Source organism: Gemella sp. zg-570 (assembly GCF_018866345.1).
Lineage (GTDB): Bacteria > Bacillota > Bacilli > Staphylococcales > Gemellaceae > Gemelliphila.
This window is the reverse complement of the sequence record NZ_CP076443.1, coordinates 1,323,785-1,336,792: the sequence shown is the minus strand read 5'-3', so window position 1 is coordinate 1,336,792 and position 13,008 is coordinate 1,323,785. Positions and strand designations below refer to the sequence as shown.

Sequence of the window (13,008 nt, the reverse complement as noted above, 5' to 3'; positions counted from 1 at the left end):
CTTAAGAATTAATTATTTTTTTATAAGGATTTAATTTTATCGTTACTTTTTAGAGACTTGCTAAGTATAATATTTTTTGTTTATTTATTTTGAAAATATTATATAGAAAAATTAAAAATTTAGTAAAAATTTTAAAAAATACTAGTAAATAAAAATTGAAAATTTATAAAATATAATATATGGAAGAAAATTTTATTTTTAGTTGAAGCTAATTTTTATAAATAAAATTAGGGGCTGTATGGTATTTAGAAATTTTATTTATAATATTTTATTATTAAAATAAAAGTAGGAGCTTAATTATATTTATTAAAATTTAATTATAAAGACTTAATAAGTGTTATATACAAATTTTAAAGTTAATTATTGATAATTTTAATGATAATAAAAAATGCTTGAATTTGAAATTTCAAATTCAAGCATTTTTTATATTTTAAAGTAAAGGTTTTCTATTTTTTAGAAAAATGACTATTTATCATTCTTTTTATATGGGAAGAGTATATATAAAATAATTATTGAGCCTATTATTATTGTAAATTTTATATATATATTTAAGTCTTTAACTGAATTATTTATTATATTAGTTAATTCTGGATAAAAAAATTGTCTAATAATACTTAAAGTTAAAAAAAATATTGTTATAGAGAAAAATAAAAATTTTTTTATGGAATTTTTTTTCATAGAATTTAAAAGGCTATGAACATAGCTGTTTTAGCTGTCCAGTGAGCAGATCCTCTACTAAAGCCACAATATTCTACTAAAAAATTCTCTATCCCAGTTTGTAAATCGTCTTCCCATTCTAATAAATAATCTGTTATCTCCGCTACGCTTTTTTCTCCAACTTTTAAAGAAATCCACTTAGCTATTTTTTTTATAACTGCTAATTTCCACCTGTCAGTTGGTTGATTATCCATTATCTCCTTATCTTTTAGTATTTCTAGTTGTTGTTTTTTAGTGAGTTTTAATTCTTTTTTTAGTTTGTTAAATTCTATTTTTTTATTATAATTTAATCTATTATATAGTCTTTGAAATTCGTCATTATTACTTAATTCAGCTGCTCTTACCACATTCTTATAATTATGAGTCAAAGCATAAATAGGAGTAATTAACAAACTAGCTGAAAGAACAGCACTTAATATTTTAAATTGTGTATTCATAATATTACCTCTCTTTGTAAATATTTATAATTAATAAGTATACTTATGAAATTTATTATAACATATTAAAATATAAAAATCAAGCCACAAACTTTAAGGGATATATGATATAACTAAATAATTACCGCTTTTAAAGGTTAGGTTTTTTATTTGAAATAAAAAATTTAAGAAGATAATGAAAAAATAAATGATGTAATTTAAAATAAAAATACAAGCATTTATTTTTAAAGTTATTCTATTTTGTATTTTTAGATAAATTCTTAATATTTAATCTTTTTTTCTACGCTTTTTTAATAATTTATAATTTGATATTATTCCTAGTAAGCACAATACTAACAAAATATTACATAAGATTTGAATCATCGTACTGCCCCCATTTCAAAGGTATCTCCAATTTTAAAATCATGTGATGTAATTTTAAGATAACCATAATTTTGATAAATCCTATCAACTAAAGTAAGCATGCTTTTAAATTTATTATTCATAAGGACTCCTCCTTTTATGAAATAAAGGTTAATATGCAACTGCAATAACAACACATTACTAAATAAGCATGAAAGTATATTTATATTATTCATTATAGCATACATAAAGAAAAAAACTGTTTTTATATCTTTAAAAAATAAATTAATGACTTCAAAAAATATGCAACTAAAAAATGGTTGAATTTCAAATTCAACCATTTATTTTGTTTGTTTTTTCTTGAGATTTTTTATATATTTTCTTACTATATTTGAGGTGATTGCATAGGTATACATAAATATTATAGAAAATATTAGAAAGTTAATATTTTCTTGAGTAAAAGACATATATTTAGATAATACATTTCTATAATATAGGTATGCAAATAATATTACAAATAAAGTTGTTACTATAAGGTCTCTTTTCATTTTATATCACTTCAAATCTTATTTTTTACTTTTTCAGCTTTTGCCACATTTTTATAATTATAAACTAAAGTAGAAATAGGTGTGATAATTAAGATAGATGCTAAAACAGCACTAGTAAATTTGAATTATTTATTCATATTAATTTTCTTTCTTTATGAGTAAATTATTATATTTTAAATAGCATTAGCTCTTTTATTTTCATTTTTATTATATCACTAAAATTATAAAAAAAACAAGAATTATCTTTTTTTAAAAAATATATGGTATAATAAAGGGTATTGCGATTTCAAAATTTAAAAAATTTTCAAAAAATTATTTTTTCAACTACTAATTTTAAAACTAAATTTTAATATAATAAAAAATGGCTGAATTTTAAATTCAACCATTTTTTATAATTTTTTTAGATAAGTTGGTTATTATTAATTTTAAAATTTATTTTCTGTAAAATTTATTTTGTTGGAATACTGGGTCGAAAGTTAGGTTTATTCCTAATTTTCTCAAGGTATTTTTATCTTCTTCTTTTAGCATTACAGTAGAATGAGCCTCACTACCTTTTAGATTTCCAAGTTCTTTCATTGCCTTGTTGGCATCTTTATTGTTCATAGCAGTTATGGCTAGGGCTATTAAAATTTCGTTGGCGTGCAGACGAGGATTTTTATTTTCCAGATGATTTATTTTTAGATTTTGGATAGGTTTAACGTATTCTGGTTCTATTAGTCTAGTTTCCTTATCTATGTTTCCTAATTTTTTAATTGCATTAATTATAAGTGCAGCTGACGGTTCAAATAGTTCCGACCTTTTTCCCGTTACTATTTCGCCATTTGGCAATTCTAATGCTAGGGCAGGAGAGTTAGTTTTTTCTGATTTTTCCCTAGCTATGTCTGTTACTTTTCTGTCGTTTGGAGTAACTCCAATTTCATTCATCAATAATTCTATTTTTTTAATTGCTTGTTTACTAACACGTTCTGCTTTTAAGTCAACAAGTGTTTGGTAGTAGCGACGAATAATTTCTTGTTTTGATGCTTCTATTGCATCTTCCTCATCAATTATCGAAAAGCCAACCATATTTACACCCATATCAGTAGGTGAAGAATAAGGTGATTTGTTTAAAATTCTTTCAAATGTACGATTTAAAACGGGGAATACCTCAATATCACGATTGTAATTAACGGCAGTTTTTCCGTATTTTTCTAGGTGGAATGGGTCAATCATATTAACATCATCTAAGTCTGCTGTTGCCGCTTCGTAAGCCAAGTTTACTGGGTGGTGTAAAGGTAAATTCCAGACTGGGAATGTTTCAAATTTTGCATAACCAGATTCAATACCTCTTATTTGGTCATGATAAAGTTGCGAGATACAAGTTGCTAATTTACCTGACCCAGGGCCTGGAGCAGAAACAACAATTAAGTTGCGTTTTGTTTCTATGTAATCATTTTTTCCCATACCATTTTCAGATATGATGTAATCTATATTTGTAGGATAGCCATCTATCGGATAGTGCAGGTAAGATTTAATACTATTTTTTTCTAGTTGCTTGCGAAAGTTATCGGCAGCACTTTGGTTTGCGTATTGAGTAATAACGACAGAACCTACATAAATATTAAGTTCATTAAATGTATCGATAAGTCTTAAAACTTCTTGGTCGTAAGATATTCCTAAGTCGCCACGAGCTTTAGATTGCTCAATATTATTAGCGTTAATAGCAATAACAATTTCAACCTCATCTTTTAACTCTTTTAATAATTTTATTTTATTATTTGGTTCATAACCAGGTAATACTCTTGCAGCGTGAAAATCTTCTAACATTTTCCCGCCAAATTCCATATAGAGTTTGCCACCGAATTGATTAATTCTTTCTAGTATATGGTTACGTTGTAAATTCAAATATTTTTCTGAATCGAATGCTTGTTTTTTCATAATATTTTTTCACCTCAAACAAATATTATAACAAAAATTTATCTATATTGGAAAAATTTTAATGTAAATTTCAATAAAACTTTATTATTTTTTTATAAAGTGATACAATACCAATAAATAGATTAGTTTATAAAATTTTAGTAATAAGTCTAAGAGGAAGAATATATGAAATTAGAAAAATTATCAGAAAGAAAAGTTATAAGAGATTCTATACACGGTTATATAAATATAGAATACAAAATTATTTGGCAGGCCATAGACACAAAAGAATTTCAACGTTTAAGACGTATTCATCAGTTGGGTGGAGATTTTCAAGTTTATCCAACTGCAGAACATTCAAGATTTACACATTCGCTAGGTGTTTATGAAATAGTTAGACGCATGGTTACAGAAATAAAATCCTTGCATGCAGAATTAAGTGAATATGACAGACTTGCAGTAATGCTTGCAGGACTTTTACATGACATAGGGCATGGTCCATTTTCTCACGCCTTTGAACAGGTAACAAGTCATAATCACGAAGACTATACAATAAAAATACTTTTAGGTGATACAGAAATAAATAAAATTTTAACAAAAGTATCTGCTAGTCTTGCTCAAGATGTTGTAGCTATAATTAATCATGAACATAAAAATGATTTGTTAAATCAGCTTGTATCAGCCCAATTAGATGCAGATAGAATGGACTATCTATTGCGTGATTCTTATTTTTCAGCGACAAGTTACGGTCAATTTGACTTGGAAAGAATACTTAGAACATTTAGGGTAAGAGAACATACTGACGGAAAAAAATATATAGTTACTAAAGAAAGTGGTATACATAGTGTAGAAGATTATATTATGGCAAGATACCAAATGTATTGGCAAGTTTATTTTCACCCAGTAGCCAGAAGTTACGAAGCAATATTTATTCAACTTTTCAGCAGACTAAAAGATATTTACAAGGAAAATAAAAAATATTTTAAAGACTTGCCTGTGATTATTCCATTTTTAACCAAAGAAGAAGTTACAGAAGAAGAATATTTTAAACTTGATGAAAGTGTTGTGCAGTATTATTGCAATATAATTCAAGAAAAAGACGATGAAATAGCTAAAGATTTAGCAAGTAGATTATTAAATAGAAAACTTTTTGAATATGTAGATTATTCAGAAGAAAAATTACTAGAAATAAAAGAGAAATTAAAAAAATATAATTTAGATGAAAAATATTATTTAAGAGAAGAAAATATAGAAAAAAGCCCCTACACGCCCTATACTGGGCAAAAAATTCTAATCGAAAAGAAAAACGGAGAGATTATAGCCCTAGAAAAAGCTAGTAATATAGTTGCTGCCATAACTAAGGGAGACACAAAAAAAGAGGGAACAATTTTCTATCCAAAACTAAATTAATTTTTAAGAAGATGATAAAATACGATAAAAATTATTTTTATTGTATTTTATTTTTTAGATAAAAATCTGCTATATAGTAATATTTATAAAAAATAAAAAATTTTTCTAGTAATAACTTTTGTTAAAAGTTTTTAAAGTATTTTACTAATGATACTAATAATAAATATGTAGTATCCTATCTTTAATTTATAGAAGAAAATAATTATAATCTTCAAGTGAATGATAATATTCCATATGGAAAAATATAGATAACTTTTAAAAGGTAATTTATTTATATCTAGTTAAAGTGAAAAAATTTCATCTTGTGTAAACATTATTTCACAAAACATAAATTTTAATAAATATCCTAAAATAAATGAAATTAATAAGGAATAATAAAAAATGCAAATTTTAAAGTATGGTGTAGAAATAATAAACTTCTAGTAAGTTATATATTATATTTATATTTATAAATATAATATAATAGAAATTTTAGAAAATAATTATAATTATAAGTATTAGAATGCTATATTTTTGTATATTAAAATAATTTTTCTGACAATTCAAAAAGTTATTGAAAAAAATATTGACTTTTTTATGAATATATATTAATATATATTTCATAAAATTTTTGAAATATAAAATTTTTGAAATATTATTTATTTAGGAGGTATTTATGTCAAAATTTTTAAAAAATTCTTATGTAACCATAGGACTAATGCTATTTGCCCTATTTTTTGGGGCAGGTAATTTAATATTTCCAGCCTTTCTTGGAGCCTATTCAGGAGAAAATGTTTGGCTTGCAATATTAGGTTTTTGTATTACGGGTGTTGGTTTACCTATGTTGGGGGTAGCGGCTATTGCTTATTCAGGTTCTTCTGATGTTGCAGATTATGCTGGACGTGTATCAAAAACTTTTGGTGTATTTTTTGCAGTTGCCCTTTATTTGTCTATAGGACCACTTTTTGCCATACCTAGAACTGGAGCAACTTCTTATTCTATAGGTATAGAGCCTATATTTGGAACAAGTCTTACTGTTAAAATTATCTACGCTTTAGTATTTTTTGGTATTACATATTTTCTAGCAATTAACCCTAGCAAAATTGCTGATCGTGTGGGTAAATTTTTAACACCTAGTTTGTTAATAGTTATAGGCATTTTGGCGACAGCGTCTTATTTAAAAGCAACTTCAGGCTATGGTACACCTTTAAATTCAGGTAAGGGAGTAGCTGATTCTTTCGCTGACACTCCTTTTGTAGCGGGGTTTATTCAAGGATATGGAACATTGGATACTTTGGCCTCTTTAGCTTTTGCAATTATAGTCATCAATGCGGCTAAATTATTTGGAGCGAAAACAGGAAAAGAAGTATCATCTATTACTTTAAAATCAGGTTTATTATCTGTATCATTACTTGCTGTAGTGTATATATTTATTGCCAGAATAGGAGCAATATCACAAGATTTGTTTTCATTACAAGGAGGAGCTTTAACTTATAAAGGAGATGCCATTTCAGGTGGTATAGTATTAAGTTTAACTTCTGATTATTTTTTAGGTAATTTAGGACAAGTTGTCTTAGCTGCTATAATATTTTTAGCATGTCTAACTACTTCTACAGGTTTAGTTACTGCTTGTTCTGAATATTTCCATAGATTAATGCCAAAATTTTCAGAAAGATTTTGGGTAACATTATTTACAATAATTTCAACATTACTTTATTTTAACGGTTTAACAAATATAATTAAATGGTCAGTACCAGTCCTTTACTTACTATATCCGCCAACAGTAATCTTAGTATTTATTACATTTTTAGATAAAATTTTTGATAGTAGAAGAGAAGTCTATGCTACTACGGTAGGGTTCACATTTGTCCCAGCCCTGTATGATTCTATTTCAACATTTTCTGCCCTGACAGAATGGTTTAAAGTTCCAGCAGGTGTAACAAAATTCTTTACAGAAACAGTACCTCTAGGAAATTATTCTCTAGGTTGGCTAGGATTCTCTCTTGTAGGATTTGTGGTAAGTTTTATCTATGTAAAAGTAGTAAAGAAGTAATTAAGTAAAAATTTTCTAATGTAAATTTTCTATCATTAAAAATTTAGAAAAATAATTTAAAATAAATATTTAAAAAATTATTTTAAGAAAAGATAATAAAAATATTTTTATTAATATTTACATATAAAAAAGATACGGAAATATTTCCGTATCTTTTATTTTTTCTTATTATTTTTACGCCATACCAAGTAAGAAATTATTATAAATAGTAACACGAGTCCTACATAAGAACTATAATCACTTATTATTTCTCCAGTATGGGGCAGTCTAGCTAATAATTTCATAAGAACTCCTTTAGCTTGATTTATTTTATTATGCTATTTCAGATTTTTCTTCTCTTGAAATTTCTTCTATTTTTTCTTTAGTTTCTACAACTATTGAATCAATATCTTCTTTATATTCTTTTATTTTTCCTTCGACATTGTCTTTTTTTACAATTTCTTTAAGTTCTTCAGATTTTAATGAAATTCTGCTGACTATATCCTTCACATCATTAATATAATTATTTAAGGCAGGTGTGATTTCTTCTTTTAAAATTTTTGTAGCTTCTGTTAGATTGTTAGTAAGTTCAGCTCCCTTGTCTTTAATAGCAAAGGCACTGTCTTTAATAGCCACACTGTCGTTAGCTAGTTGCTTACCGTATTCTACCGTATCATTTACCTTGTTATTTAATTTTTCTATATTTTCTTTGGTAACTCTTTCCAAGTCATTTTTCAGGTGTTCAGCAGATTCTGCTATACCATTTTCTTTTGTATAGTTCCACATACATTTTGTATAAGATATAGAATTATTAGCCTTTTCTTTTAAAATTTCTTTATGTTCTTCAGCTTTTTTTGGATTATCTAGATAGTACTTAACAGCATAGGCTCCAGCACCTAGTAATAGTAATTTTGATATTTTTACCACAATAAATTCCTCGTTTCATCTTTATTAAGTTAATTTATTATAACACACTTACTTAAAAAATAGTATAAAATAACATATAAAAAAATTTGGAAAATAATTTTTATTTTTTCTTAATATTTTTAAATTGTGTTATAATTATATAGATTAATATTTTTTAGAAATTTTTGAAAGGAGGCAGTATGTATAGAGATAATATAAAACCTAAAAAGGGAGATATTGTAAAAATTATTGCATATAAACATAATGGTTCTATTCACAGAATTTGGCATAAAAATACCGTATTAGAAGCTAGTGAAAAATTTGTGATACTAGCCAACCATAAAACATCTGTAACAGAAAGTGATAATCGTACTTGGGTTACTAAAGAAACAGCCTTTGTTTATTTTCATATAGATTGTTGGTTCAATATAGTTTGTATGCTTAGGGAAGACGGGATACACTACTACTGCAATTTGAGTTCACCATTCGCATCAGATGTAGACGGTATTAAATATATTGATTATGACTTGGATATTAAGAGATATCCTGACGGCAAGTATTTTTTATTAGATGAAGATGAATATAACTTACATAAACTTCAGCATAATTATGGGGAAAATATAGACAAGATATTACGATATAATGTCAATAAATTAAAACATTGGATTGACTACGACTTGGGACCTTTTTCTAAAGAATTTATCCATGTATGGACTGAAAATTATGAAAATATGAAAAAGCAGGTTTATTAATATGTTGCTAGGAAAGTTTACAGTAATAACTAGAAAAGATAAAATTTCAGAAGAAATAGCTTTGAAACTAAAAAATTTTTTATTAAAAAATAAGATGCAAGAAGATGAAACAAGTCCTGAATATATTTTTGTAGTCGGTGGCGATGGTACGGTATTAAAGGCTTTTAGAAAATACCTAGATATAATTAACAAGGTTAAATTTTTATCTATCCACACAGGACATTTAGGATTTTATACAGACTATCAAGCAAAGGACTATGAAAAAATTTTTGACGATATGCTCTCAAAAGAACCAAAAATTGAAAGTTATCCTCTTGTGGCAGTGGAAGCCTATTGTAAAAGTGGTAATTTATTAACGAAGAGTTACGCCCTAAATGAAATAACCTTAAATAATTCTTTGGGGACTACCTACATTGCAGAATTACTTATTGACGGCGAACATTTTGAAAATTTTCGAGGCGATGGAATTTGCATAAGTAGCCCAACAGGCTCAACAGCCTATAATAAAAGTTTAGCTGGAGCGGTTATTCACCCAGGGCTTGACGTTTTTCAAGTAACTGAAATAGCGGCATTAAATAATTTAGTGTATAGAACTTTAGGTAATTCTATGATTTTATCAAAAGATGAAAAACTTACTATTAAACCAAAGAAACAAGACAATAATCACAGATTAAGCATTGACCAATCTTTTTATAGCTATGACTCCCTATCTAAAATAGAAGTAACCCTATCGAAAACACGCAAAATTTCATTTATCAGATATAATCAAGTGAGTTTTTGGCAAAGGGTTAAGAGGTCGTTTATCGGTGAATAATTTAACTTTAAGATATGTGGTTAAAAAAGAAGAGATTTTACGAGATTTCCTACTAAGTAAAAATATTTCTAAAAAAACTCTTATTAGAATTAAATTTGATAAAGACGGCAGTATTAAGGTTAATAATAAAGAAGAAAATGTTAGATATAAACTTTTACTAGGAGATGTGGTTGAAATTACATTACCTAGTGAAAGTTTTTCTAGTCATATCCGCTACTTTTTTGATAAAATAAATATTTTATATGAAGATGAATATATTTTAATAGTAGAAAAAGGAGCAGACCTCCCCACAATTCCGTCAAGAAACTCCTCGGATAAAAGTTTATTAGAACAGATAAATGGGTATTTTGTAAAAAATAATTTTTCGACGATTCCACACATAGTTACTAGACTTGATAAAAATACAAGTGGTTTAGTTCTAATAGCAAAACACAGGCATATTCACTCCTTACTTAGCAAAATAGATATTGATAAATACTATCTGGCTTTGCTACATGGCAATAGCCCCAAAGAATTAATAATAGAAAAAAATATTGCTTGTGCAAGTAATAGCATTATAGAAAGAATAATAAGTCCTGATGGAGAATATGCAAAGACTTCTTTAGAAAGATTAGCCTATAATGAAAAATTTGATTTTACTTTGGTAAAATTCAAATTATATACAGGTAGAACACATCAAATAAGAGTTCACTCTAAGAGTATAGGACATTCACTTCTGGGAGATGAATTATATGGCGGTAAAAAAGACTTGATTAAAAGGCAGGCGCTACATTGTCATAATTTAATTTTCAATCACCCCATAACCAATAAAAAAATTAATATTAAAAGTGAATTAACTTATGATATGGCTTGCTTAATAAAAAACGTCAAATAAAAATTTGACGTTTTTTATTTTGCTCTAACTTAATTTTGTTAGATGTAATTTTTTGTAGTTAAATTTTAGTCTGCAACTTAATTTTTAAAATTTAGTAGAAATTATTTAAGAAAAATTATTTTTGTAATACTTAAATTTTATATGGCAAATTAGTCTAAGGAATTTTTATACAAATATTTAAAGGATATTATTTTTAATTTCCTTGAAACAAACTAATTTTTAAAAATTTCTTTTAATAAGACTTAAAAATATTTTTATTCTATTTATAATAAATTCATAAAAATAAGTCTAAGTTTATCATTTTAAAAAATTATTTCAATCAAGAGATTTTTATCCAATTTAATTTTTTATGAATTTAAGTAACCTTATTAAATTTTAAAAAAATAATCTCAATATATGATTTTAATTTCAAAAAAATTTATAAAAAATATTACTTCAAATAAATTTAAAATAAATTATTTTTTAATACAGGCTACTGTAAATAAGTAAAATATAGTTTTTAAAATAAAAGTCAAAAAAAATCAAAAAATTAATTTTTATCTATTGACTTTTTTTGACTATAATGTTAATATTTTAAATATGAATTAGCACTCATTGATTTAAAGTGCTAATTTATGAAGATAAGAAGGTGATTACTATGCTATTAGATAGGCAGATACTTATTCTTCAAACCATAGTAGAAAATTTTATTACTACCAATCAACCAATAGGTTCAAAACATATTTCAAAAGATATGAAATTCTCTTCTGCAACTATCCGTAATGATATGAGCAAGCTAGAAAAAGAGGGATTTATAATGAAGACTCACACGTCTTCTGGTAGGATACCATCAGAAAAAGGTTACAGGTATTATGTTGATTATATAAATACTGAGTATAAGCTAACAGACAAGGATAATAGTGTATTAAATTCTATTTTGACAGAAGATATTTATTCTGAAAAAAATTTTTTAGAAAAAAATGCAATAGTCTTATCCGATTTGACAGATTGTACTGCAGTTATATTAGCACCAACAAAAACCGACAAACGTATAAATAAAATAGAAGTTATTTTATTAAGTAGTAAGAGTATTTTAGTTATTTTAATTACGAATACTGGCGAAGTTCATCAACAAAATTATAAGATGCAGGCAGATTTTACGTCTGAAGAAATAGAAGAAGTTAATAAAATTTTAAAGACTTATTTTTACGATGTAGAAATGGCACAAGCCCATATATTATTGCACAGGGAATTAGAAAAATATTTAAAAGAGTGTGTTAATAATTATGACATGATAGTTATTGCTTTGAATAGGCTACTAAGTAATAAGATGAAAAAAACTATTGCACTTGGTGGGAAATACAATCTACTAAAACAACCTGATATAGATGATTTAGATAAATTAAAAGAGGTAGTTAGTCTTTTGGAAGATGATAAAATTATTGATTTAATAGATGAAAATGTTAAGTACAGAGAAACATCAATTAAAATCGGTAATGAACTTTCACTGGATAAAATTACTGATTTGTCATTGGTATCAAGTACATTTTCTAGCGACAAAGGAGAAGGGGTAATTGCTGTTTTTGGTCCAAAAAGAATGAATTACAAAAAGGTTATGACACTTATTAATTGTGTTAAAGATAACTTAAATAATAATTTAAAGTAATAGGAGGTAGAAATGACTACTGAAAAAAATGAAGAATTAAAAGAAGAAATTTTAGCAGAAACAGAAAATTCTGAAGAAATAAAAGACTTAGAAACTTTGGACGGAGTAGAAACTTCAGAAGAAGAAATAGAGGAGAGTGTAGAGCAAATTTTAGAAGCTAAGGTTTTAAAATTAGAAGAAGAAGTTAAATCTTCAGAAGATAAATATTTAAGACTTTATGCAGAATTTGAAAACTTTAAAAAAAGAAAAAACCAAGAAATAGAAACTAACAACAAGTATAAAAGTCAGAAATTAATATCAGAAATACTACCTAGCCTTGATAATTTAGAACGTGCATTGGCAAGTACTCAGGAAACTGAAGCCAATTCAGGATTATTAAAAGGAGTACAGATGGTATATGAAGGTTTGCAAAAGGCCTTATCTTCAGAAGGTGTCGAATTAATAGAAGCAACTGGAAAAGAGTTTGACCCTAATTTCCATCAGGCAGTAATGCAGGATAGTGATAGTCAAAAAGAAGAGGGAATTGTATTAGAAACATTCCAAAAAGGCTATAAGTTAAAAGATAGAGTTATTAGACCAGCCATGGTTAAGGTAAACTCTTAATATAAAATTAAAATAATAAGTTATAAAATTACATTTATAAAAATATAGAATTA

General features: G+C 26.0%; 12 protein-coding genes. 7 read left to right on the top strand and 5 right to left on the bottom strand.

Annotated elements, in window-relative coordinates; genetic code table 11:
- Positions 1-683: 683 nt before the first annotated feature.
- From KMP11_RS06520 to KMP11_RS06515, 3 genes are all read right to left on the bottom strand, one after another.
- Positions 684-1,154, bottom strand: coding sequence for a hypothetical protein (locus KMP11_RS06520; RefSeq protein ID WP_216279784.1), 471 nt, complete (start codon positions 1,152-1,154; stop codon positions 684-686).
- Positions 1,155-1,513: 359 nt separating this feature from the next.
- Positions 1,514-1,639, bottom strand: coding sequence for a hypothetical protein (locus tag KMP11_RS07860; protein WP_256444857.1), 126 nt, complete (start codon positions 1,637-1,639; stop codon positions 1,514-1,516).
- A gap of 837 nt (positions 1,640-2,476) precedes the next feature.
- Positions 2,477-3,961 (bottom strand): DUF1846 domain-containing protein, encoded by a 1,485-nt coding sequence (locus KMP11_RS06515; RefSeq protein WP_216279783.1) that lies wholly within the window; start codon positions 3,959-3,961, stop codon positions 2,477-2,479.
- Between the two features lie 165 nt (positions 3,962-4,126).
- Here KMP11_RS06515 and KMP11_RS06510 point away from each other — a divergent pair, with 165 nt between their 5' ends.
- The gene (locus KMP11_RS06510) at positions 4,127-5,350 is read left to right on the top strand and encodes an HD domain-containing protein (protein WP_215756568.1); all 1,224 of its coding nucleotides are present in this window, start codon (positions 4,127-4,129) and stop codon (positions 5,348-5,350) included.
- A 655-nt stretch (positions 5,351-6,005) separates the two neighbouring features.
- Entirely contained in the window at positions 6,006-7,382 is a 1,377-nt protein-coding gene (gene brnQ, locus KMP11_RS06505; protein WP_215756567.1) for a branched-chain amino acid transport system II carrier protein, read from the top strand.
- A 155-nt stretch (positions 7,383-7,537) separates the two neighbouring features.
- On the opposite strand, the gene KMP11_RS06500 is transcribed toward brnQ, so the two are convergent.
- On the bottom strand, positions 7,538-7,666 hold the full coding sequence (locus tag KMP11_RS06500) for an LPXTG cell wall anchor domain-containing protein (RefSeq protein ID WP_216279782.1): 129 nt from the start codon (positions 7,664-7,666) through the stop codon (positions 7,538-7,540).
- 28 nt (positions 7,667-7,694) lie between these two features.
- Complete coding sequence (locus KMP11_RS06495; protein ID WP_216279781.1) at positions 7,695-8,288, bottom strand: hypothetical protein; 594 nt, start codon at positions 8,286-8,288, stop codon at positions 7,695-7,697.
- Between the two features lie 179 nt (positions 8,289-8,467).
- Here KMP11_RS06495 and KMP11_RS06490 point away from each other — a divergent pair, with 179 nt between their 5' ends.
- The 5 genes from KMP11_RS06490 to grpE all read left to right on the top strand — a co-directional run bounded on the left by KMP11_RS06490 (position 8,468) and on the right by grpE (position 12,955).
- Complete coding sequence (locus tag KMP11_RS06490; protein ID WP_215756564.1) at positions 8,468-9,019, top strand: DUF402 domain-containing protein; 552 nt, start codon at positions 8,468-8,470, stop codon at positions 9,017-9,019.
- Position 9,020: 1 nt separating this feature from the next.
- Positions 9,021-9,833, top strand: coding sequence for an NAD kinase (locus tag KMP11_RS06485; protein ID WP_215756563.1), 813 nt, complete (start codon positions 9,021-9,023; stop codon positions 9,831-9,833).
- The gene (locus KMP11_RS06480; protein ID WP_215756562.1) at positions 9,826-10,707 is read left to right on the top strand and encodes an RluA family pseudouridine synthase; all 882 of its coding nucleotides are present in this window, start codon (positions 9,826-9,828) and stop codon (positions 10,705-10,707) included. The genes KMP11_RS06485 and KMP11_RS06480 overlap by 8 nt, the downstream gene beginning before the upstream one ends.
- A gap of 637 nt (positions 10,708-11,344) precedes the next feature.
- On the top strand, positions 11,345-12,352 hold the full coding sequence (gene hrcA, locus KMP11_RS06475) for a heat-inducible transcriptional repressor HrcA (RefSeq protein WP_252344704.1): 1,008 nt from the start codon (positions 11,345-11,347) through the stop codon (positions 12,350-12,352).
- 12 nt (positions 12,353-12,364) lie between these two features.
- The gene (gene grpE, locus KMP11_RS06470) at positions 12,365-12,955 is read left to right on the top strand and encodes a nucleotide exchange factor GrpE (protein ID WP_216279780.1); all 591 of its coding nucleotides are present in this window, start codon (positions 12,365-12,367) and stop codon (positions 12,953-12,955) included.
- Positions 12,956-13,008 lie beyond the last annotated feature (53 nt).